25 protein-coding genes and 1 pseudogene are annotated in these 22,956 nt (G+C 46.0%); 16 read left to right on the forward strand and 10 right to left on the reverse strand.

Annotated elements, in window-relative coordinates:
- The 4 genes and pseudogenes from B2751_RS09165 to cbpA form a co-directional block, all read right to left on the reverse strand.
- Positions 1-785 (reverse strand): annotated as a pseudogene (locus B2751_RS09165) (efflux RND transporter permease subunit); the annotation flags it as partial.
- A 14-nt stretch (positions 786-799) separates the two neighbouring features.
- Entirely contained in the window at positions 800-1,357 is a 558-nt protein-coding gene (locus B2751_RS09170; RefSeq protein WP_035412025.1) for a TetR/AcrR family transcriptional regulator, read from the reverse strand.
- Between the two features lie 170 nt (positions 1,358-1,527).
- Positions 1,528-2,298: a pyrroline-5-carboxylate reductase family protein gene (locus tag B2751_RS09175; RefSeq protein ID WP_035412024.1), complete on the reverse strand. Its 771-nt coding sequence runs from the start codon at positions 2,296-2,298 to the stop codon at positions 1,528-1,530.
- Between the two features lie 59 nt (positions 2,299-2,357).
- The gene (gene cbpA, locus B2751_RS09180) at positions 2,358-2,996 is read right to left on the reverse strand and encodes a cyclic di-AMP binding protein CbpA (protein WP_035412021.1); all 639 of its coding nucleotides are present in this window, start codon (positions 2,994-2,996) and stop codon (positions 2,358-2,360) included.
- A gap of 341 nt (positions 2,997-3,337) precedes the next feature.
- Here cbpA and B2751_RS09185 point away from each other — a divergent pair, with 341 nt between their 5' ends.
- The 9 genes from B2751_RS09185 to queF all read left to right on the forward strand — a co-directional run bounded on the left by B2751_RS09185 (position 3,338) and on the right by queF (position 9,495).
- Positions 3,338-3,955 carry a DUF47 domain-containing protein gene (locus B2751_RS09185; RefSeq protein ID WP_035412018.1) on the forward strand — a complete coding sequence of 206 codons (618 nt, stop codon included), beginning with the start codon at positions 3,338-3,340 and terminating at the stop codon, positions 3,953-3,955.
- Positions 3,956-3,971: 16 nt separating this feature from the next.
- Positions 3,972-4,976: an inorganic phosphate transporter gene (locus B2751_RS09190; protein WP_035412015.1), complete on the forward strand. Its 1,005-nt coding sequence runs from the start codon at positions 3,972-3,974 to the stop codon at positions 4,974-4,976.
- Positions 4,977-5,107: 131 nt separating this feature from the next.
- Positions 5,108-5,923, forward strand: coding sequence for a pyridoxine/pyridoxal/pyridoxamine kinase (pdxK, locus tag B2751_RS09195; RefSeq protein WP_023469720.1), 816 nt, complete (start codon positions 5,108-5,110; stop codon positions 5,921-5,923).
- 61 nt (positions 5,924-5,984) lie between these two features.
- On the forward strand, positions 5,985-6,353 hold the full coding sequence (locus tag B2751_RS09200; protein ID WP_035412012.1) for a YojF family protein: 369 nt from the start codon (positions 5,985-5,987) through the stop codon (positions 6,351-6,353).
- Positions 6,350-7,000, forward strand: coding sequence for a bacillithiol biosynthesis deacetylase BshB2 (gene bshB2 / locus B2751_RS09205; RefSeq protein WP_290774392.1), 651 nt, complete (start codon positions 6,350-6,352; stop codon positions 6,998-7,000). The genes B2751_RS09200 and bshB2 overlap by 4 nt, the downstream gene beginning before the upstream one ends.
- A 171-nt stretch (positions 7,001-7,171) precedes the next feature.
- Complete coding sequence (gene queC / locus B2751_RS09210) at positions 7,172-7,828, forward strand: 7-cyano-7-deazaguanine synthase QueC (protein ID WP_023469723.1); 657 nt, start codon at positions 7,172-7,174, stop codon at positions 7,826-7,828.
- On the forward strand, positions 7,825-8,280 hold the full coding sequence (gene queD / locus B2751_RS09215; protein ID WP_023469724.1) for a 6-carboxytetrahydropterin synthase QueD: 456 nt from the start codon (positions 7,825-7,827) through the stop codon (positions 8,278-8,280). The genes queC and queD overlap by 4 nt, the downstream gene beginning before the upstream one ends.
- A complete protein-coding gene (gene queE, locus B2751_RS09220; protein ID WP_035412005.1) occupies positions 8,277-8,993 on the forward strand; it encodes a 7-carboxy-7-deazaguanine synthase QueE in 717 nt (238 codons plus the stop codon). Before queD ends, queE begins: the two co-directional genes overlap by 4 nt.
- A gap of 13 nt (positions 8,994-9,006) precedes the next feature.
- Positions 9,007-9,495 carry a preQ(1) synthase gene (gene queF, locus B2751_RS09225; protein WP_035412002.1) on the forward strand — a complete coding sequence of 163 codons (489 nt, stop codon included), beginning with the start codon at positions 9,007-9,009 and terminating at the stop codon, positions 9,493-9,495.
- A 53-nt stretch (positions 9,496-9,548) separates the two neighbouring features.
- On the opposite strand, the gene B2751_RS09230 is transcribed toward queF, so the two are convergent.
- On the reverse strand, positions 9,549-9,836 hold the full coding sequence (locus B2751_RS09230; protein ID WP_290774394.1) for a helix-turn-helix domain-containing protein: 288 nt from the start codon (positions 9,834-9,836) through the stop codon (positions 9,549-9,551).
- Between the two features lie 252 nt (positions 9,837-10,088).
- On the opposite strand from B2751_RS09230, the gene B2751_RS09235 reads away from it, so the two are divergent.
- The 5 genes from B2751_RS09235 to B2751_RS09255 all read left to right on the forward strand — a co-directional run bounded on the left by B2751_RS09235 (position 10,089) and on the right by B2751_RS09255 (position 16,119).
- Positions 10,089-11,756: a PTS transporter subunit IIBC gene (locus tag B2751_RS09235; protein ID WP_290774397.1), complete on the forward strand. Its 1,668-nt coding sequence runs from the start codon at positions 10,089-10,091 to the stop codon at positions 11,754-11,756.
- A gap of 86 nt (positions 11,757-11,842) precedes the next feature.
- Positions 11,843-12,646 (forward strand): endonuclease/exonuclease/phosphatase family protein, encoded by an 804-nt coding sequence (locus tag B2751_RS09240; RefSeq protein ID WP_290774399.1) that lies wholly within the window; start codon positions 11,843-11,845, stop codon positions 12,644-12,646.
- A 170-nt stretch (positions 12,647-12,816) separates the two neighbouring features.
- Positions 12,817-14,229: a sucrose-specific PTS transporter subunit IIBC gene (locus tag B2751_RS09245; protein ID WP_035411994.1), complete on the forward strand. Its 1,413-nt coding sequence runs from the start codon at positions 12,817-12,819 to the stop codon at positions 14,227-14,229.
- A 125-nt stretch (positions 14,230-14,354) separates the two neighbouring features.
- Entirely contained in the window at positions 14,355-15,197 is an 843-nt protein-coding gene (locus B2751_RS09250) for a PRD domain-containing protein (protein ID WP_290774415.1), read from the forward strand.
- Complete coding sequence (locus B2751_RS09255; RefSeq protein WP_056064831.1) at positions 15,184-16,119, forward strand: carbohydrate kinase family protein; 936 nt, start codon at positions 15,184-15,186, stop codon at positions 16,117-16,119. Before B2751_RS09250 ends, B2751_RS09255 begins: the two co-directional genes overlap by 14 nt.
- 95 nt (positions 16,120-16,214) lie before the next feature.
- On the opposite strand, the gene B2751_RS09260 is transcribed toward B2751_RS09255, so the two are convergent.
- Positions 16,215-16,910: an alpha/beta hydrolase gene (locus tag B2751_RS09260; RefSeq protein ID WP_290774401.1), complete on the reverse strand. Its 696-nt coding sequence runs from the start codon at positions 16,908-16,910 to the stop codon at positions 16,215-16,217.
- A 157-nt stretch (positions 16,911-17,067) separates the two neighbouring features.
- On the opposite strand from B2751_RS09260, the gene B2751_RS09265 reads away from it, so the two are divergent.
- The gene (locus tag B2751_RS09265) at positions 17,068-18,339 is read left to right on the forward strand and encodes a purine/pyrimidine permease (protein WP_056064828.1); all 1,272 of its coding nucleotides are present in this window, start codon (positions 17,068-17,070) and stop codon (positions 18,337-18,339) included.
- 45 nt (positions 18,340-18,384) lie between these two features.
- Here the strand turns inward: B2751_RS09265 and B2751_RS09270 are convergent, their stop codons facing one another.
- The 4 genes from B2751_RS09270 to B2751_RS09285 all read right to left on the reverse strand — a co-directional run bounded on the left by B2751_RS09270 (position 18,385) and on the right by B2751_RS09285 (position 22,298).
- A complete protein-coding gene (locus B2751_RS09270; RefSeq protein WP_035411982.1) occupies positions 18,385-19,878 on the reverse strand; it encodes a peptide MFS transporter in 1,494 nt (497 codons plus the stop codon).
- Between the two features lie 238 nt (positions 19,879-20,116).
- On the reverse strand, positions 20,117-20,752 hold the full coding sequence (locus B2751_RS09275; protein ID WP_035411980.1) for a hypothetical protein: 636 nt from the start codon (positions 20,750-20,752) through the stop codon (positions 20,117-20,119).
- Positions 20,749-21,972 (reverse strand): glutathionylspermidine synthase family protein, encoded by a 1,224-nt coding sequence (locus tag B2751_RS09280; RefSeq protein WP_290774403.1) that lies wholly within the window; start codon positions 21,970-21,972, stop codon positions 20,749-20,751. Before B2751_RS09280 ends, B2751_RS09275 begins: the two co-directional genes overlap by 4 nt.
- Positions 21,969-22,298, reverse strand: coding sequence for a hypothetical protein (locus B2751_RS09285; RefSeq protein WP_035411974.1), 330 nt, complete (start codon positions 22,296-22,298; stop codon positions 21,969-21,971). The genes B2751_RS09280 and B2751_RS09285 overlap by 4 nt, the downstream gene beginning before the upstream one ends.
- A 147-nt stretch (positions 22,299-22,445) precedes the next feature.
- On the opposite strand from B2751_RS09285, the gene B2751_RS09290 reads away from it, so the two are divergent.
- Positions 22,446-22,889: a hypothetical protein gene (locus B2751_RS09290; RefSeq protein WP_056064819.1), complete on the forward strand. Its 444-nt coding sequence runs from the start codon at positions 22,446-22,448 to the stop codon at positions 22,887-22,889.
- Positions 22,890-22,956 lie beyond the last annotated feature (67 nt).

Here is a 22,956-nt window from a genome sequence, read left to right on the forward strand (position 1 = left end):
GCTTGCCCTGCTTGCCCTGCTTCAGGAGTATTCGCTGCTGGCAGTGTATATGGAAGACGAAGATCTTTTAATTCTTTGACCGTCGTTGCTTTTCCATCTAGTACAACTGCTTGTTCTTTATCTCCTAGCTCGTACAAACCAAGCGCTAAACGTGAATCATTAGCTTGAATTAATTGTTTCGCATTCTCTTCTGTTAAACCGTAACGTTCGAGTTTTTTCTCATCAAATTGAATCTCAATTCGACGAATTTCTTGACCTGCAACTTGAACCGTTTGAGCACCTTCGATTCCCTCAAGCTTCGGTTGAAGTTCGTTTTCGACGAGTTTCGTCAACTCAGACAGAGAGCGTTCCTTGTCTGAGACAGCGAATCCGATGACTGGAAATGCATCAAAGGAAATCCGTGATACTTGTGGCTCTTGGACACCCTCTGGTAGTTCTATGTTTGAAAGAGCTTCTTTTACCTTTTGCTCTGCTTCTTCCATGTCTGTACTGAAGTTGTAGTCAATTTGTAAGTTCGATGCATTTTGGAAGGACGTCGAACGTACAGTATCGACACCTGGTAAATTTTCGACCTTACTTTCAAGTTCTCGACTGACTTCATCTAAAACCTGTTCTGGTGTAGCACCCGGATAAATTGTCGTCACGGACACGGTTGGTGTCGTGATGTCTGGCAATGTCTCAAGCTTCATCGATGTTCCCGCATAAATACCGGCAACCGTGATGATGATCGTCATAAGCCAGAGGGCAAACTTATTGTTCACCGAAAACTGGATGATCTTTTTCATCGTATGGTTCTCCTTCACTCTTCAATTTGCTTGTCTAATTGTCGTGCACGTTCTATTAATTGCTGAATCAATCGTTGTCGGATAGTCGGAGAAGGTGCACCGAACTGAAAATGCTCCGACAGTTTCAAACCGTCTAATGTAAAACGAATCGATAACACCTCAACCGGATCCATCTGTTCTGTCAGTTGGCGGAAGAAATGCTCAACTTGTCGCTTTCGTTCCTCGACGAACGTCGCGTGATCCTTTAACAAGGACAATAAGTAAAGAAGCGCATCCATGTCGAGGTGGAATTCCTCTTGCTGCTGGATTTGCAACGTCACGAACGCTTCCATCGGTCCCATCGTCAACTGATGCTGTTCGTACAGTTCAAATTGACGTGCTTCTTGCGCTTCGATGACTCCCATCAGCAACGCTTCTTTCGAAGCAAAATGATACAATAGTCCACCTTTCGAGACATTTGCCTGTTTCGCGACTTCATCGAGCGTTAGCTGAGTAAAGCCTTGTTGCAATATGATCGCTGTCGTTGCTTCAAGAATCCGGCGACGTGTCTCTTGTGCTTTTGCACTAGCCAAAAGCCTCCCCCTTTTCCTATCTATTTTACTGTACCGTCTGGACGGTTTCTTTTTATAGTGTACGGATTCTCATTTCGAGATGCAATCGCTTTGCTTATGTTTCACGTGAAACTTTCGTGAACGAAAAAAACGCTTACGCATTTTATTGTACGTAAGCGTTCTGAAGTGGATTATTCGTTTGCTTCACGTGCACTCTCTCGTAGCGCCGCTTGCATCGTTTCGAACAGGTGACGCTCCCGTAACACTTGGACACCACGATCCGTCGGTCCACCAGGTGCTGCAACGTCAGCAATGAGACGATCTGTGCTCTCATTAGAACGCATGAGAATTTCAGCTGAACCTTTCATCGCTTGAGCAACGATTCGACGTGCATTTCCCTCTTCAAAACCGGCATCCGTCAAAACTGGTACCATACCAGCTACGATTTCATAGAAGAATGCTGGACTACATCCAGCTGCCGCCATGAACGCTGGCATCGTTGTTTCATTTGCCTCCGCGATTTCTCCGACACGTTCAAATAATGCCTCGACTACACTTCGGATCTCTTCGTTCACGCGTGAGCCGAACCATAGTCCAGTCATTCCTAATCGATGGGCAACGGGTGTATTCGGCATGACAGCAACTGTCGGACGTTCTGTTAACCGTTCGATTTCGTCCGGTGTAATGTGAGCCGCAATCGAAACGATCGTTTGATGCGTCCATTGTTGGTTTGCTACGTAGGCAAGTACACCATCGGGTTGCATGCCAAGCATGACGACATCATATAAGGAGACATCTTCTTGCTCGACTGTTTGAATGCCGTGTCGCGCCGCGACTTCCGTCAAGCGTGCTCCACCACTGCGATTCGTCATCGTAATGTCCTCACGCTTAAATCCAGAAGCGACCCACCCTTGAACGAGCGCCTCACTCATCGCACCTGCTCCTACTACTAATAGTTTCATCGTCTATCCTTCCTTTCCCTCAAAAAAAGACCAGTCATGACTGGTCTTATGCGGGTCCATTATACACGAACAGCTAAATCTTCAACAGCGACGACACGAAGACCCTTGTCGTCAAGTTTCTTCACGATTTTTTTCTTCGTCTTCTCGTCACAATCCGTTGGTAACGTAATTAATACGCGACGCATGACACTACTCTTTGCATCGAGAGTCATCAGACTCGCCACCGTTGAATATTTGTTAACGATCTTCGAAATTTTCTCGAGCGCCCCTTTTTGTTCACTTAAGGCTACCGTTAAGACGTAACTTCCCGAATCACGATTCCACGCTTCCTCAAGCATTCCAAGCATCTTCCCGTGCGGTAAGATACCGAAGAAATGACCGTCGTCATTTAAGACCGCAATATACGGTAATTCCTTAATTGAGAAGAAGACTTCAAAGAAATTACTTCCTGTATAGATGTATTTGGATGTATTCTTAATCAGCGACATGACATTGTCGTCTAAACTGCCACCATTCATCCCATGACGATAAATGTGCATCTTATAGATATTCCCCTTGAAATCCTGTCCTGTCTGACTAAGAACCGGGACACATCGGTATCCGGTTTTTTCAAGCGTGTCAAGCGCTTCACGGATCGTCGCTGTTTCGGAAATCGTGACACATTGGTGCTTCGGGATACATAAACTTTGAACGAGCATAATAAAATCCTCCTCTTTTACCTAATTACGCAGACTTAATCATATCATTCGATTTTCATACGCCATATCCTCTTTTCCCACTACTGATGCGCTTTTATTCTTACAATCACAAGACATTCTCTTGTAATCACAACGCAATCCAACCTATTTCAATTAAGTACACATGTAATCTCCTATTGTCAGATAATTTATTAAATCTACAATCACCTTCATATTAAGATTTATTAAGATTTCGTAAAGACGCTTCATAAATGTATTCTTTTACAATACCGTCTGCTACAATCGAACTCGTGAAGTTGCTTCACTATTCTATTCTTGTTCTTAATATGGAGGCAGAAGAAATGTTTAGTAAAAAACAAGATCCATTCGCAGTTAAATTATCAGAAATCGCAGGACACTTAAAAACGACTTCGCAATTCTTCGTTGACTTTAAAATCAACGGCATCGCGGATGTAAAAGAATTTGCACATAAAGTAAAAGACTTCGAAACAGCTGGGGACGATTTGATGCATCAGTTGATCATCGACTTGAACAACGCGTTCATCACGCCAATCGATCGCGAAGACTTACTCGCACTCGCTAACGCACTCGATGACGTCTTAGATGGCTTTGAAGAATGTTCTGCTATTTTCGAAATCTACAATATCGTTCAAGCAGACGAGCACATGATTAAGTTCGTTGATGAAATCAACATCGCTGTTTCAGAACTCGCAACGTCAATGGATCTTCTTGTTGCACGTAAATTGCAACCGATGCGTGAACATGTCATTAAAATCAAAGAACAAGAGACGATTTGTGACAACTTACGCCGTAAATCAATCAAAGCATTGTTCGCAACAGAAACAGATCCAATTAAAATCATTCAATACAAAGAAATCTATGAATCGCTCGAATCAATCGCGGACTACTGCCAAGACGCAGCTAACGTCATTGAAACGATCATCATGAAAAACGCTTAAGTGAGGAGCTAACGAGATGGATAGCCTGTTTATCATCACCGCCATAATCGTGATTCTCGCACTTAGCTTCGACTTCATCAACGGTTTCCACGATACAGCGAACTCAATCGCGACTGCTGTATCGACTCGCGCTTTGAAACCACGCCATGCCATCATTTTGGCTGCATCGATGAACTTCCTAGGTGCAATCACATTCACTGGAGTCGCAAAAACGATCTCTGGTGACATCGTTGACCCGTCAACACTTGAACACGGGAGCTATGTCGTCATCGCTGCCTTGATTTCAGCCATTGCTTGGAATCTCTTGACTTGGTACTTTGGTATTCCGTCAAGTTCGTCGCATACACTGATTGGTTCGATTGCTGGTGCAGCTGTTGCCTCTGTTGGATTTGGTGGCATCGAAGCAAAAGGGTTCTTGAAAATCGTTGAAGCTTTGCTGATTTCACCAGTACTCGCCTTCACACTCGGTTTCATTGTATATGCAGTCTTTAAAATCATCTTCAAAAAAGGAAATTTGGCGAAAACGAATCGTCGCTTCCGCCACGTCCAAATCGCAACTGCTGCATTACAATCGTACACACACGGTACGAATGATGCGCAAAAAGCGATGGGGATCATCACACTCGCTTTGATTTCGTCTGGTTTCCAAACGGATCACGAAGTTGCCACTTGGGTTAAACTTTCCTGTGCGATCGCAATGGGTCTCGGAACATCTGTCGGTGGATGGCGCATCATCAAAACCGTCGGTGGTCAAATCATGAAAATCCGTCCAGTCAATGGTGTAGCAGCTGACTTAACATCAGCAGCAATCATTTTTGGTGCAACGGCGATTCATCTTCCTGTTTCGACGACACACGTCATCTCATCTGCCATCTTAGGTGTAGGTACATCGCACCGTAAGAAAGGTGTCAAGTGGGGAACAGCGCAACGCATGCTTATCACATGGGTCATCACATTGCCGATTTCAATGGCTTTAGCTGCTATGATCTACTATATTCTCGACTTCTTATTCATTAAATAAGTACGCACCCCACCTATTCAAGATAGGTGGGGTTTTGTCTACGCTAGAAGCGTCGACAGTTGTTGTTTTTCCCATAATTCGCTATCATGAAGAACAAGAAGGATTGTCTATTTCTTTAGGAGGAATGCCCCATGACAAAACGTAAAGCCTTAACGATTGCTGGTTCCGACACGAGTGGTGGAGCTGGCATTCAAGCTGATTTAAAGACGTTCCAAGAACTTGGCGTCTACGGAATGAATGCCTTGACGGTCATCGTCGCTCAAGATCCTGATCACTCTTGGCATCATGCGGTTTACCCAATCGACACAGAACTCGTCCGGACACAAATCCACACGGTCCTTGGAGGTATTGGTGTTGATGCGATGAAGACGGGAATGCTCCCGACTGTCGAAATCATTGAAGCCGTTGCCGAAAAAATCAAATCATCCGGCGTCCAAAACGTCGTCATCGATCCTGTTATGGTCTGTAAAGGCGAGGATGAGGTGCTAAACCCTGATACAGCGAACGCACTTCGTGATGTCTTGACACCACTTGCGACAGTCGTCACACCGAACGTCTTTGAAGCAGGTCAATTATCGGGTCTTGGTAAAACGCCAGCAACGATAGACGAAATGAAACTTGCAGCAGCGCGGATTCATGAAAAAGGTGCGCAATACGTTCTTGTTAAAGGTGGCAGTAAGATTGACCATCCACAAGCAGTTGACGTGCTTTATGACGGAAAAGAGTTTATCCTGATTGAGGACGAACGAATCGAGACACCGTACACGCACGGTGCCGGCTGCACGTACTCTGCAGCAATCACGGCCGAACTCGCAAAAGGTGCATCGGTAGAAGCTGCTGTCCGTACAGCAAAATCTTTTATCACTTCTGCGATTCGTCATTCATTCCGTTTGAATGAATACGTCGGACCAACTGATCACGCTGCACATCGTACAGTCCAGTCTTGATCCGCTTAAGAAGTCCGCGATATCCGCGGACTTCTTTCTGTATAGGAGAGGAGAATGATTTATGCAAGCCATTGATTTACAAGAGATACAGCGTTATATCGACGAACATGCGAATACACCGTTATACGTACACGTTGAGACGACGAACGGTGCCTACGCGACGCACCAAGATCCGACCTTCCATAGCGCAGGGATGTTTTTCCGTAATGCGGAAATCACATACGAACGTGGTTTGATCACAGGAAACGGTCCTTACCGGATCGGTTTGAAACTTGCACACGGCTGGTTATACGGTGAGGGATTAACTGATTTCGAATTTGCTGGGGATCAATTGTTGATTGCCGGTCACGATGTCGAAGGACGTCTTGCGATTGCTTTTGAACTTAGCCCGACACCATTTGCTCAAGGTGCAGAGGAGGTAGACGCATGACACACGAAGATCATTTACTCGTCGTCTTCCCTCACCCGGATGACGAAGCCTTCAGTTCTGCTGGTACGATCATCGAGCACGCAGAAAATCGTGGTCCTGTCACATATGCTTGTTTGACGCTCGGTGAGATGGGCCGTAACATGGGACGCCCGGTCTTTACGAACCGGGAACAGCTCGCAACGATTCGCAAACGTGAGTTGATCGATGCAGCTGAAAAAATGAAGATTTCGGATCTCCAAATGTGGGGACTTCGCGATAAGACCGTTGAATTCGAGGATGAAGCGGCACTTGCTGACCGTATCCTTACCTTGATTCAACAAACGCGCCCGACTCGCTTGATTTCATTTTATCCGGGTTACGCGGTCCATCCCGATCACGAAGCGACAGCTCGCGCCGTCGTTCGTGCCCTTCGGATGATGGATCCTGCCGATCGCCCCGAGTTCCTTGCGGTCGCTTTTGCGAACAATACGAAAGCAGAGCTTGGAGAAGGAACATTCATTCACGATGTCAGTGCCTATACGGATCAAAAGATCAAGGCACTCGAAGCACACGCTTCTCAAACAGGTGGTTTGATGAAAGTCATCTCGGAAGACTCGAACATCCGTGACCTGCTCGTCAAAGAACGCTATTACCACTATCCGCTGTAATTTCCTATTAAGAGATGCCGATCGTCCGAGCGACAATCAGCATCTCTTTTTTGGCCTTCATTAGAAAACGTCGACTTTTTTGATGGCTTCTGCTAGTGTGAATAGTTGAGACTACGTCTCCGGAGTTCGTAACCTCCTCCGTTATAAAAACTAGGAATGGAAGTGTACATTATGAAAAACGAACGTGCTCTTGTCGTCTTCAGTGGCGGCCAAGACTCAACGACTTGTCTGTTTCAGGCACTGAAACAGTACGAAGAAGTCGAAGTCGTGACGTTTAATTACGGACAACGTCATGCACAAGAACTCGAAGTCGCACGCGACATCGCCTCTGAGCTCGGTGTCAAACACCATGAGCTTGATCTCTCTCTTCTCAGTCAACTAACGAGTAACGCCTTGACTGACCACAGCCAAACCATCACGACGAACGAAGATGGTCTCCCTTCTACTTTTGTAGATGGACGGAACCACCTGTTTCTTTCGTTCGCAGCCGTCCTCGCGAAAGGACGCGGAATCCGTCATATCGTCACTGGCGTATGTGAAACGGACTTTTCTGGTTACCCAGACTGCCGTGATGCCTTCATCAAGTCACTGAATGTGACATTGAACCTTGCAATGGACTATCCATTCGTACTGCACACGCCACTCATGTGGCTCGACAAAAAAGAAACGTGGGCGCTTGCCGACTCGCTCGGTGCGTTTGATTTCGTTCGAAATCGCACGTTGACGTGTTACAACGGCGTCATTGGAGATGGTTGCGGCGAATGCCCGGCCTGTGAATTACGAAAAAATGGATTAGATGCATACATCAAGGAGGTTCAACACACATGACATTCAATTACGAAGCACCTGAAACGGTCGAGCGCCCGACTGGCGACTCGCTTATCTATACGAAATCCCGCGTCATGATCGTCAAAAAACTGACGTTTGACGCAGCGCACCACCTATATGATTACGATGGGAAATGCCGTGCGCTTCATGGTCATACGTACCATGTCGATATGGGCATCAGTGGTTTTCTTGATCACCGCGGTATGACACTTGATTTTGGTGATCTTAAGAAAATCTTTAAAACACATCTCGAACCACTTCTCGATCACCGTTATTTAAATGAATCATTACCATACATGAATACGACAGCTGAAAACATGGCGGCGTGGATTTTTGAGACGCTCGGACAACACCTTCCAGACGAACGTGGACTTCGTGTCGAATTCGTCAAACTTTATGAGACGCCGACTGCTTTTGCTGAAGTCCGTCGTGAGTGGATGAACGAAGCATGAGTGCCTTAACGAAAACGCCAAAAATTCCGGTTCTCGAGATTTTCGGACCAACGTTCCAAGGGGAAGGACGATCAATCGGTCAAAAGACGATGTTCGTCCGAACCGGTGGCTGCGACTATTCCTGTTCATGGTGTGACTCCGCCTTTACATGGGATGGTTCTGAAAAACCTGAACTCTTGACGGCAGAGACGATCATGGAACGCCTCGATGCACTCGGCTCTTACGGACATGTCACGATTTCTGGTGGGAACCCGTTACTTCATGCTTCGATCGGTACGCTGGTTGAGGCATTAAAAGAACGAAACATCACGATGTCGGTTGAGACACAAGGTTCTTACTGGCAAAATTGGTTACTTGATATCGATGACGTCACACTCAGTCCTAAACCGCCTTCAAGTGGCATGAACATCGATTTTGATCGTTTGGATGTTTTTTTCAAGCGTCTACCAGAACAACAGCGTGCCGTTAAAATCGTCATTTTTGATGAAGCAGATCTTGATTTCGCGGCGATGATTTCAGAGCGATATGCCTTAAAAACGCTCTATCTATCACTCGGAAATCCGGATCCGCACGAAGAAGGTACGATCGCCCCACGGATGCTACACGATTTAAAAACACTTTGGGAACGCGTTGCTCGTGATGAACGTTTTAATCACGCACGTGTCCTACCACAACTACACGCCCTCGTTTTCGCGAACGATCGTGGCGTCTAAGGAGAAATGATTTATGCGCCCTGAAGATCTAAACGACTTATCGTTACTTGGCCAAAAAGCCGTTCCATACATTTTCGAATATCAACCAGAAGTACTCGAAGCGTTTCCGAACCGCCATCCGGAAAATGATTACTTCGTAAAATTCAATGCACCAGAATTTACGAGCCTTTGCCCGATTACGAATCAACCGGACTTCGCGACGATCTACATTTCGTATATCCCGGATGAAAAACTCGTCGAATCGAAATCACTTAAATTGTATCTATTCAGCTTCCGTAATCACGGTGATTTCCACGAGAACTGCATCAACGTCATCGGGAAAGATCTCGTGAAATTGATGGAACCGCGCTACCTCGAAGTGTGGGGGAAATTTACGCCACGTGGGGGAATTTCGATTGACCCGTACTACAACTACGGAAAACCTGGTACAAAATATGAACGAATGGCAGAACATCGTCTATTCAATCACGATCTCTATCCTGAGACTGTCGATAATCGTTAAACGCTCAAAAGAGGAACAGTGGACTTTTCCACCGTTCCTCTTTTTCATACCCATTAACTCGACGGGATGTCGATCAAGGTCGTACGATCGTGCTGACAGATGACTTCAGATGACCAAATATAAATATGCCGTAACAAATGATCCGCAGGAATCTGCAAAGCACGGACCAGCCGCTCAATCATCAAAAAAGACGGATCCACAATGCTATTTTCGATACATCGAATCATCTCAAGTGTCATTTTAGTCAATTCAGCTAATGTATGCTGATCTAACTGATGACGTTCTCGTAATGTACGAATCCGCTGACCGTACTGCCCGATCGGTTGAATCCCTTCTTTCATCCGCCCAACATCTTTTCTTTTTTGAAACCAAACAATGTTCACTGTAGCCTTTTTCTCTTTTTTTAAATTTGAATACCTTTCCGAACTGTCATTTTTCTAATGAAATAAATTTCCGAATGTTTTTCTTATAAAACACTAGCTTTTTAAAAAGTTATCGCTTACAATTCTATATGCAAACGGTTGCATTAATCGCTTACATTATTGCACTGTTCTTACACACATATTAGAGAAAAAGAGATCCAAAAGGAGTGAATGATCTTGAAAAATGCTATTTCGTTCGATTTTTGGCAAAAACTCGGTAAAGCGTTGATGGTCGTCATCGCTGTTATGCCTGCTGCAGGAATCATGATCTCGGTCGGGAAACTGATCGGCATGTACGGAGGCGACATCGTATTAATGCAAACGATTGCCCGGATCGTTGAGGATTTAGGTTGGGCTATTATTACGAATCTCCACGTCTTATTCGCTGTCGCGATTGGTGGATCGTGGGCAAAAGAACGTGCTGGTGGTGCGTTCGCAGCGTTACTCGCCTTCATTTTGATCAACCGTGTCACAGGCGCTATCTTTGGCGTCAATGCTGACATGATCGCGGACCCAAAAGCAACGGTCAATTCATTGCTTGGTTCTGAGCTCATCGTAAAAGATTATTTCACTTCAGTTTTAGGGGCACCTGCGCTTAACATGGGGGTCTTCGTCGGAATCATTTCTGGTTTCCTTGGTGCCGTTCTCTTTAATAAATTTTATAACTTCAGTAAATTGCCAGATGCGCTCGCCTTCTTTAACGGAAAACGTTTTGTTCCATTCGTCGTCATCGGTGGATCGGTTGTTGCAGCATTCGCATTGTCACTCGTTTGGCCGTTCGTCCAAGGATTGTTGAATGACTTCGGGCGCTGGATTGCCTCTTCACGTGATTCTGCACCGATCATTGCACCGTTCGTATACGGTACACTGGAACGTCTATTACTTCCGTTCGGTCTGCACCATATGTTGACTGTACCGATGAACTACACGGAATTAGGTGGAACGTACAAAATCTTGACAGGTGCTGCTCAAGGATCGACGGTTGCTGGTCAAGATCCGCTTTGGCTCGCTTGGATCACTGACCTTGTCAACTTAAAGCAAGCCGGTAACACACAAGGATACAATGACTTAATCAACAGTGTCGTTCCTGCCCGCTTCAAAGAAGGACAAGTCGTCACATCACTTGCTTCATTGATCGGTATTGCTGTCGCAATGTACATGTCAGTCGATGAAGATAAGAAAAAAGCATACAAACCGGTCTTCCTATCTGCAGGACTCGCTGTCTTCTTGACAGGTGTCACAGAGCCAATCGAGTTCATGTTCATGTTCATCGCTCCTGTTCTTTACGTCATCTATGCTGTACTAACAGGTGTTGCCTTCGCACTAGCGGATGTCATGCATCTTCGGATTCATGCGTTCGGTGCAATCGAACTTCTGACACGCATTCCATTGATTGCAAAAGCTGGTTTGATTGGTGACTTAATTCGTTTCATCGGTGTGTGTGTATTCTTCTTCTTCTTGAACTTCTTTACTTTCCGTTTCGTCATCAAGAAGTTCAACTATGCGACACCAGGTCGTAACGGGAACTATCTGGACGATATCAACGTATCGACTACTGAAGCTTCAGGTGAGGCTGCTGCGACATCCGCTCCTGCCGATGGTTCACAAGCTTCTCAAATCATTGATTTACTGGGTGGACAGCAGAACATCGAAGACGTCGATGCCTGCATGACACGTCTTCGTGTTACCGTTAAGAATCCAGCGCTTGTCGCACAAGAAGCGGACTGGAAAGCAAACGGTGCACTTGGTCTGATCCTTAAGAACAATGGCTTGCAAGCCATCTACGGTCCAAAAGCCGATATCTTAAAATCAGATATCCAAGACCGGATCGGCGCATAAACCTGCGAGATTAGGGAACTACCTAAAGGTGAAGCTCTTTCATAAGAGTTTCACCTTTCTTATTTGAAAAATCAGGAGGATCACTCATGCGTCTACTCACATTGAACTGTCATTCGTGGCAAGAAGAACAGCCACTCGAAAAATTAAAGCAGATCGTCCAACTGATCCTCGCACAAGATTATGATGTCATCGCACTGCAAGAAGTCAGTCAATTAATGGATACACCGATCGTCCATGATGAGGTGCGTAATGATAATTTTGCTTATTTAATTCAGCAAGCCTTAAAGGAACAAGGTCAAACCTACTCCCTCATCTGGGATTTTGCCCATATCGGATACGATAAATACGAAGAAGGACTCGCCTTATTGACGAAACACCCGATCTTGAAGTCAGACAGTTATTATGTCAGCCGTAGTCAGGATACACTCGATTGGAAATCACGGAAAATCGTCCGTGCCACGATCCAAGTCGACGGAACACCCATCACGTTCAATACCTGTCATCTCGGCTGGTGGGCAGATGAAGTCGAGCCGTTCCAGGAACAATTCAACCACTTGATGGCTCGGATGGATCCACTTGAATGGACGTTTTTCCTCGGGGATTTCAACAATGATGCCTTAGAACGAAATACAGGGTATGACTATATGATGCAACGAGGATTACATGACGTTTTTCTGCTTGCTAAGGAAACGGTCGGGATTGAAACGATCGATGGCAACATCGATGGATGGGAAGACAATCAACAAGGATTACGCATCGATCTTGTCTTATCGAACCGAAAGATCGATGTCGAGCGCGTCGGTGTCGTCTTCGATGGGATTCACGGACCCGTGGTTTCCGATCACTACGGGGTTGAGGTTGATATTCGGATTCAAAAAAATGAAAATTGATTGTTGACAACGCTTTCTTTTCTGCTTTATGATGAAATCAAATCAATAGTGCGGATTGTGACAGTATGGCTGGCAAGACCGAAATGACACCTTCTTAGGAGAGGTGTCGTTCGGTCTTGCCTTTTTTTGTCCCATCTAGCGTGTTTCACGAAAAAAGGAGGACTTTTCCGATGGACTATCAACAAACTGCTAAACGTGTACTTGAACTTGTCGGTGGACGCGAGAACATCATTACTGCCGCTCACTGCGCGACACGCTTACGCCTTGTTTTACATGACGAATCAAAGGTAGATCAAGCGGCACTTGAAGATTTGGATGGTGTAAGTGGTGCCTTCTCGAGCTCTGGTCAATATCAAATCATCTTCGGGACCGGTACCGTTAATAAGGTATTCGCTGCGTTTGCACCACTCGCTGGTGTGAAAGTCGATGGAGAAGAGCCACTCGACGTTAAAAAGGCTGCATCTCAAAAATTAAACCCGTTCGCCCGTCTTGCCCGTTCCCTTTCGAACGTCTTCGTTCCACTCATTCCGGCCATTGTCGCAGCTGGTCTCTTGATGGGATTACTCGGTATGATCAAAGCATTCGGTTGGGTCGAGGGCGATTCGCCGATTGTTCAACTACTTGATATGTTCTCGTCTTCAGCCTTCATCATCTTACCGATTCTGATCGGTTTCTCGGCAGCTCGTGAATTCGGTGCAAATCCGTATCTCGGTGCCGTCATCGGGGGGATTATGACACACCCGTCCCTCTTGAATCCATGGACACTTGGGAACAGTGATCCTGAAGTCATGAAATTCCTCGGAATGAACATCGAGTTAATCGGATACCAAGGAACGGTCTTCCCGGTTCTCTTAACTGTCTGGGTCATGGCAAAGATTGAACAACAAGTCCGGAAACGAACACCTGAAACGCTCGACTTACTCGTCACACCATTCGTTACGGTCCTCGTCACTGGTTTCCTAGCATTGATCGTCATCGGTCCAATCGGAACGTTGCTCGGGAAAGGAATCTCATTCGTACTCGTCTTCTTCTACGAACAGTTCTCAGTCGTCGCTGGTCTCCTCTTTGGTGGACTTTACTCGACGATTGTCATCACTGGGATGCATCACAGTTTCCATGCAATCGAAGCAGGGTTACTTGCCGATAAAAGTATCGGAAAGAACTTCCTTTTACCGATCTGGTCGATGGCGAACGTCGCTCAAGGCGGTGCCGGACTTGCCGTCTACTTCTTGACAAAGAACGTCAAACTCAAAGCACTTGCCCTACCGTCTGCGTTCTCAGCCTTTCTCGGTATCACGGAACCTGTCATCTACGGCGTCAACTTACGTCTTGGAAAACCATTCATCGGCGGTGCAATCGGTGGTGCGATTGGTGGCGGTTATGTCGTCTTAACGCAAGTCGCGGCGAACGCCTACGGACTAACTGGAATCCCGATGATCGCGATCGTCGCCCCGCTCGGTGCAACGAATTTGATCAACTACCTCGTTGGATTCGCGATTGCGGTCGTCACTGCTTTTGTTTCGACTGTCGTCTTGATGCGTCTTGATGCACGTAAACAAAAAGAAACAGACATTGCTGCTTAATCCTTCATGCGACCAAACCGGGTCCACTGACTCGGTGGTCGCATTTGTCGGTTCGCAAAGCTCTACGTTCGCTTTATAATAAAGAAAAGACTGGAAAGGAGGACGTCAGGCTGATTATTCATAAAATCCTCAACAACAATGCAGTTGTCGTTAAAGAAAATGGACAAGAACGCATCGTCATGGGACCCGGTATCGCCTTTGGAAAAAAGAAAAAAGATCCGATCCAAGCGACGAAGATCGAAAAAATGTTCATCCCTTCGTTTGAAAATGCGGAACAGTTCAAAGAGATTCTGACGACGACACCACTTGAGATCATCGACTTATCCGAACGCATCATCTCGCATGCAGAAGGTGAACTTCAGACGCCGTTTCATGACTATATTCATGTCAGTCTGACGGATCACCTCGCTCATGCCGTACGGCTAGCACGTGAACAACTCGTCGTGCATAATCGACTAGCAGAAGAGATTCGTCTTTTATATGGACCAGAGTATGCGATCGGAGAATGGGCAGTCCTTGAAATCGAACGCGCGTTACAGGTCACCCTCCCTAAAGAAGAAGCAGCGAACATCGCGCTTCACTTATATAATGCACGCCAGACTCATCCGAACATGGCAACTGCTTTGCAGACGGTCACGTTACTCAATGAACTGCGTGAACAGATTGAAGTCTTTTTTGGAAAAACGATCGAAACATCGTCGATGACGTACTATCGCTTCTTCACGCATATGAAATTGGTCCTCGCTCGGATCGAACAGGGAGAAACGTTACACGACATGGATGACGTAATTCTATCAGCTGTCAAAACCCGTTATGCAGACGCCTACGCCTGTGCGAATCAGATGGGAGACTGGCTGGCAGTCGAACTCGATACGCGTGTCCCTGAATCAGAAATTGGTTATATGGCTTTACACATTGAACGGATTCGTCCCGACCTTGAAAGGAGTTCTACGTATGAAAATCTTTAGTTTAGGGGAAGCACTGATTGATTTGATTCCTCTTGATGCCGAGAACATGACATTTCAAAAAAATCCTGGGGGTGCTCCTGCCAATGTCTCCGTCGGACTCGCTCGATTAGGCGCAGACAGTTATTTTCTTGGAGCGGTCGGAGATGATTCGATGGGCCACTTCTTGAAAGATACGTTACATCACTATGGCGTCCGCACGGATTACCTCATCCATGATTCAACACAAAAGACAGGTCTTGTCCTCGTCACGAATGGGCAGGATGGCGAGCGGTCATTTGAGTTCATCAATGCGGAACGCGCTGATATGCATTTTCACGAAACACATGTACCAGAGGACTTCGAGTCTGTCGATTTATTACACATCGGCTCTATCTCTTTGATCACTGGTGAAGCCGTAAACGCTACACGAACAGCTATCGCTCGTGCGAAAGAACACCAAGTGCCTGTCTCGTATGATCCGAACTTGCGTGAATCGTTATGGCCAAATCTCGATGAAGCACGGACGACGATCCGGTCCGTCCTACCGGATGCACAAATCGTCAAACTCGCCGAGGAAGAGTTAACGTTTTTAACAGGACAAACAGACCTTGATGACGGGGCTGCCGAATTGTTAGCTGAATACCCGATCCGTCTTCTCGCTATCACGCGTGGAAGTGAAGGGTCGATTCTGTATACGGATCACGCGATGGCTGTCATCGATGCGATTACGGTCGACGCGATTGATACGACAGGAGCTGGGGATGCTTTCATGTCCGGGTTACTCTATCAATGTGCGTTACGTGATTTTTCATTCGCTTGGTCAGCAGATGAACTTCATGATATCGGACGATTCGCAGCGATTTCAGGTGGGCTTGCTGCTTCCGTCAAAGGTGCAATGGCTGCCTTGCCAACACTTGATGAAGTCGCTCATCGCTTGAGTTAAATCCGTAAAAAAAGACGGAGAGATTCCGGACGCAGTGCCGGAATCTCTCCGTCTTTTTCGTTTGGTTGATGAATCGTTTCTTCCTAAAGAATCGATCAAGGCATATCGATAAATTGTTTGATTTCGTCTAACACCTCATCTTGTTGCTCTTTTGACGTCAATGGGCTCCTGTTGTCCCCTTTTTGTGGTCCATACATACCAAAGTTCGCATGATTTCCTTGTTTGATTTCATGGAATACCGCATCTTTTCGAACATTCTGCTTACTTTTTTCGATATCAGCGATTGGTAAGACACCATCTTGTCCACCATAGACCGTTAGTGAGGGCACATCAATCGAATCAATCGGATAGGATGCGAGGAAGATGATTCCTTTAATCTTCGAATGTTGTTCGACGATTGTCGAAGCCGCGCTTCCACCTAGTGAATGCCCGATCAAATACCACTTTTTGACCTGCGGATATTCCTCGACGATATCGAGTCCTTCGTTTGCATCGAGCAAGGCAATCCGAAACGGTAGCTTCGGTATGATGACAAAATGTCCATCTTTCGCTAGTTGATTACCATAATAACTGTAAGCAGCTGCATCGACTTTTGCCCCTTGATAAAAGATGAATCCGACGTCACTCGTCTCTTTTCCAAACGTGACTTCACGTGGTGTTTCCGTCTCCACGTAAGACGCCGCTTGCTGCGAAGCGTCATAATCGAATTGTGCCCAAATCATAAAGGCAAATACAAGTAGCGCAAGTACTGCAACAATCGTTCCAAGGATTCGTTTACTCCATTTTTTCATGTCATTCCCTCCCTATAGCGTTATCCCATTATTATGTGTTAAATCACATATGAAAACAAATGATAGAATTTTCAGTCATTGTAAGCATCCCTATCTCTTTTTCATGAATTGGTTTAAGATAAAGTCACTATTGTTTTTTCGAAAGGAGATTTACGTTTTGCCGCGTACCCTTGTGTCTACGATTCAATGGTTTTTATTCATCATCTGTACCAACATTGCCCCACCCCTTGCCATCGCAGCATCGTTTGAACTCTCGGGTGCCGAGACGCTTTCCTTTTTATCTCGTTGTCTATTCGTATTTGCCATCTTAAGTCTATTTCAAGTCCTACTCGGACACCGTCTTCCAATCATGGAAGGTCCTGCTGGAATTTGGTGGGGAGTATTCGCTCTCTATTCATCGATTGGTGTCACGCTGTACGGCAGTTATTCGAACACGCTACAATCGCTCGGATTCTTACTCTTACTCAGCGGAATCATCTGTATCATCTTGACGGTGACAGGTGTCTTACGACGCTTAGTTCCGCTCTTCACTCCACAAGTCATTGGTGTTTATATGTTATTGCTGTCGGCACAGCTGTCGGGATCCGTCATGAAAGGATTGTTGAATATCGAAGACGGACGGATTCAAGCATTACCTGCCGTCATCTCGATTCTGACCGTCTTGATCTCGCTCTATTTAGAACGCAGTGATCGCTTACGACAATATGCTTTATTGATTACACTACTCGTCGGTTGGAGTATGTTCGCACTGATCGGACGTGCTGAGATGCCGAGCTTTGATGGTCCACTGTTCACTTTACCGAGCCTATTACCATTCGGCGGTATTCATATCGATTGGAGCCTATTACCGACTGCTATCATCATCTCGTTACTCTTGATGACGAACGTCTTAGCGAACATCAAGGTCATTGAACGAATCATCAGTGCGAAGCGCGGAGAAACGGTCAAAGGACAAGTCGGAACGGCTGGTATCACGGCTGGTATCGGACAACTCTTCGCCGGTCTGTTCGGTACAGTGGGTCCTGTTGCTATTTCCGGAACGGCTGGATTCATCGCCTCAACGGATAATACGGACCGCAAAGCGTTCGTTTATGCGAATATCACGTGTCTCTTCCTCAGTATCGTGACACCGTTCGTCGGTTTGATTGCTAAAATCCCTGTCGCTGTTGGTTATGCGATGGTCGCCCCGATCGTTGCCGGCATGGCAATCATCGGCGTCACGGAAGCGGCTCGCGATTTGAATCGTCAAACAGCGATGATCACAGTTGGTCTTCCAGTTCTCGTCGGCATCGGTGCGTTGTTGTTACCGAAAGAAGCAACGGCCGATTTACCACCACTCATGACGACACTGATGTCGAACGGTCTCGTCCTCGGAACGTTAGTCGCCTTGCTTGCAGAGGCCTTACGCCATATCCGGACGAATGATTAATAAAAAGACGCTTTCTCGATCGAGAAAGCGTCTTTTTTGAATATCTTAACGAATGCCGCGCATGTATTTTTGAAGTTTTGGTGCGAAAGCGAATAAGAGTAATCCGAAGATGACGGCAACGATACCTGTGATACCGAAATATAGAATCTCTGTATCCGCTTTATAGTACTTAACGATTTGTGCGTTGACCGCTTGTCCCGTTGCGTTCGTCAAGAACCATAGACTCATTGTTTGCGCTGAGAAGGCTGCCGGCGCCAATTTTGTCGTTGCCGATAAACCGACTGGTGACAAGAAGAGCTCACCGATGACGACGAGGAAGAAGCTGAGCGTCAGCCAGAGCGGACTAACTGTTGTTTCAACACCGAATAGGATACCTGGTAGTGTCATGACGATGAACGAAAGCCCTGCAAACAGAAGACCGAACGAGAACTTTTGCATCGTCGTCGGTTGACGATCCCCTAGCTTGACCCAGAAGCTTGCAAATACAGGTGCTAATACGATGATGAAGAGCGGATTCAACGATTGGAAGAATGCCGGTTGAATCTCAAATCCTAAGAATGAAAGGTTCGTCCGTTCACTTGCAAAGATCGAGAGGACATATGAACCTTGTTCTTGGATCGCCCAGAAAATCGCTGCTGCGATGAAGAGCGGAATATAAGCAATCAAGCGCGATCGTTCGTCATCTGTAATCTTTGGACTACGAAGCATGACTGTGAAATAGGCGATTGGAATCAAGATTCCGAGAATCGTGACCATCAAGGTAAAGCGAGAAATCGTCAACAATCCTGTCATCGATGCAATGACACCGAGAACCGCAATGACGACGACAACGATCGACGCAATCGTGATGAAGCGTTTTTTCTCGTCCCCTTTTAATGGGTTTAAGACATACGTACCTGCTTGACCAAGGTTTTTCTTTTTCGTCAGGACGAAGACGATAAGTCCTGCGAACATTCCGATGGCGGCGAGTGCGAAACCAGCATGGTACCCACCACGGTCAGCCACTTCACCGACGACGAGTGGTGAAAGGAATGCCCCAGCGTTGATCCCCATGTAGAAGATACTAAATCCAGCATCACGACGATTATCCGTCTTACTGTACAAATCTCCGACGATATTCGATACGTTCGGTTTCAAGAAACCGGTACCGATGACGATGAGTCCCATCGAGACGAAGAGTGCCGTAATGCCTGCTGGTAAAGCAAGAACGATATGCCCCAGCATTATCAAGATACCACCATAGAATACAGTTCGAGACGTACCGAGCAAACGGTCAGCTACCCATCCACCAATGATCCCAGACATGTAGACGAGTGAACCGTAAACGGCCATGATTGACGCAGCTGTCGTCTTGTCAATTCCTAGACCACCATTTGCGACTGAGTCGTACATATAGAAGATAAGGATGGCACGCATACCATAGTAGGAGAAACGCTCCCAAAACTCGGTGAAGAAGAGGGTGAATAACCCTTTCGGATTTCCAAAGAATCCTTTTTGCGGAACGGTCTTATAGACCTGATCGCGATCAAACTCTGCCATATGATTGGCTCCTTTCATCTGCCCTGAATAAGTGCATAATCCATCATCTTTTCCCGCTTTCCCCAAACGATAAGCGTGACGAAACAGATAGGATACGAATACACTGTTTTGCCTGAATTGTCTCACTTCTTTTTTTATATATGAGACAGCACTTTACCATTCAACCGCAAATCATTTGATGAGTCAAATATTATTTATATTACAAGAATAATAAAAGAGCAACCGACAAGTCGGCTGCTCAAGATTGCATCTGTTTTGATTCGATGATCGTAATTCCAGGCGGCGCATGTAGCGTTTCATGAATCATCGCCGCAGCGACTTGACCGGCTTCGATCGGAGCGATGGCACTGCGTTTTAATAACGGTCGTAACACCGTCGAAATTTTCGCAGCTGCCTGTTCGCCTAAACGAAACTCGTCTCTTTCTCCTAACAAGAGCGAAGGTCTGAAAATTAGTAATGCATCGTATCCTAGTACGCGTAGTCCATTTTCCGTATCCCCTTTTACGCGATTGTAGAAGGTTTTGGCATTCGGATGGGCACCAAGAGCTGAAATCAAAGCAAAACGTGTCGCACCGAGATCTAACAGTTCACGACCAAGTTCAACCGGATACGTATAATCAACTAGACGGAATGCATCTTGCGAGCCTGCTTGTTTAATCGTCGTACCTAGTGCACAGTAGACGTGATCAACGACAGGCAATTCGATTTCTGTCACACGATCAAAATCAATCACCCATTCTTCAAGTTTCGGATGAAAACGGCGTATCGGTCGGCGAACAAGAACATGTACCTCGCTATATGCCTCTTCTGCCAACAAACGGTCTACGAGTTCTTGGCCAACTAGACCGGATGCTCCTAAAATGGCTGCTCTCATATGTTTCTCCCTCCTTCATGCTGTCGACCGATTGGTACGAAATAGGAACGATTCCCAGTAATCCGTTCTCCAGCACGTACACCAATCGCACTCGGTCTTCCACCTAAAATAAAAACACCGTACATATACGCGACGTCTCCCTCTTCTTGAAGTGGATACGTCGGTAATTCTCGATACGCTTGATAGACAGCCGGTTGATCAAGAAACGTATGCTGTTCATTCTTTAGCAGCACTTCTCCCTGTCCGTCATGGACCGTTACAGTGTCCCCTTCGCGTCCAAAGATCGGTTTCTTGACGAACGGTTGTCGGCTTGAGATGAATGCATCTTCTGATAAGTATGTCGGTAAAAAATAACGTGCAATCATCGTATGATCCATTTCGCTCAAGTATGGATGCTTGGTTTCGTGTAACATCCAGATCAACGCAAGAACCGACTTGGCTTGCATTAAAAAAGCGGACGGTGGATTGATGATTTCTAGCCGCCCCGTCTCGACAAGTTGCAACAATAACTGTCCTAGGTTTCGCCCCTCTTCATCCCGGTCCAGCAAAGCCATCTCGATTGGAAAGGTTTGCCGATATAAAATATCAATTCTTTTACCTGTTTCATCGTACAAGCCCTCTTCCGGGCGAATCTCTAGTGCATCAAGCGGACAATAGACCGCGCTACTCCAGAACGACTGCAAATACTCAGACGTCAGCCGATCTTCGATATGGTCGCCATGTGAAGTGAAGACGACATGCGGATCCTGCTTCGTCCGATATGTCGCTGCTTCGATTGCACGACGGACAGCTTCCTTGAGCCATTCGTTTTCTCCATCATTGACACGTTTAAATCCTTGTTTCTCTGCTACGACATCGTTGACTTCAAATACTTCCTTAATGAAGGTCGGCGTATCGGCATTCCATTCCATGAGTGAAATGCGATCAGCCGTCACAATGAAATCAAAGCGCCCGATGACGGTCAGCGGTCGCATCGTCTCGAGTCGTAAGAAGGCAAGACTTTCGACTGGGAAGCCAAGTTCAAGTAGTGCCTGATCATCCATTGAGCGAAGAATCGGAAGTACTTTTTCAAATATCCGATACACTTCTTGCGCCGCGATATGCAGTTGATCGATTCGTTTGTCCGAGATCGGCATGATTTCCGTGACAGCGTACGGTTCCCCGTCTAGCACATCCCAAAAACGATCGATGTCTCCATAAAAGGTCTGTCGTTTATTCATCCGCCGAAAAAGCCGGAGGACGAGCCCGTTCCGAATCCTTTTGTTTTCGTATTGTAACTCTTTACTTTTTTCGATTTCGGCGTATATCCTTTCGTTCGCATCGCACTGTGCATCAAGGCACGTGAAGCGAAATAACTACCACCCCAGTAATAGTAGCCTGAATGAGTCGACGAACTATCATCACAGTACCAGACACCTTCATCGTTATCATATTCATAGTCATCACAATCCGGATCATCTGGTCGTTCCGCTCGCGCATCATCCGATCCACACCCACTTAATGTCGTTCCGATCAACAGTGTCGCAGCTAGTGTAGCTTGTTTCATCCAATTCACCTTCTCAGTCCCCTTTCCTTTTACTCTCGTTATGGATAGTATACGCTTTTTCGAAGAGAAAAGTTTCTTTGTTCTGCCGGAACTTTTTTTATCAAAATGTGGTAATAGTATCTATAGAATGAAAAGGAGGATTTACGCATGTCACTTGCCTACTATGTTGAAGAAAATAGTGAATTCCAGCCGATCTATCAATATGATCGTTATGCGATCGAACCGGAAGAAATCATCGCCCACCAACTCTGCGAATTCCATATCATCGAAGGACATCAATACGAGCTTCGTTCCAATGAGATGGCAGGTGAATACGATCAATTGATTGTCGACCACATCAAAGCATCACCGCGTGCGACGGAAGAACGTGTTTATCCACCGCATCAAATTCATATTGAATTCAGACAGTATCTATCCGACAGCGCCCAACCGCTTTTAAAGACATCAACGGTTCCAAATCACATCCAAGCGATGCGTTTTTTGATCAAAGACAAGATTGAAGTCGAAGGACACGGTATTTTTGAGCGTGACAGCTGTGAAATTGATATCGATCGGAATTGTTATGTCGTCTATCTTGCAGATACACTTTGAGATGTAAAATCGAGTCTCTTCATTTCCAAGAGACGTTTTTTTTGGCATACTAGAAGGTAAGAACGAA

The sequence above is a fragment of the Exiguobacterium sp. UBA6282 genome (assembly GCF_002440475.1).
Lineage (GTDB): Bacteria > Bacillota > Bacilli > Exiguobacteriales > Exiguobacteriaceae > Exiguobacterium_A.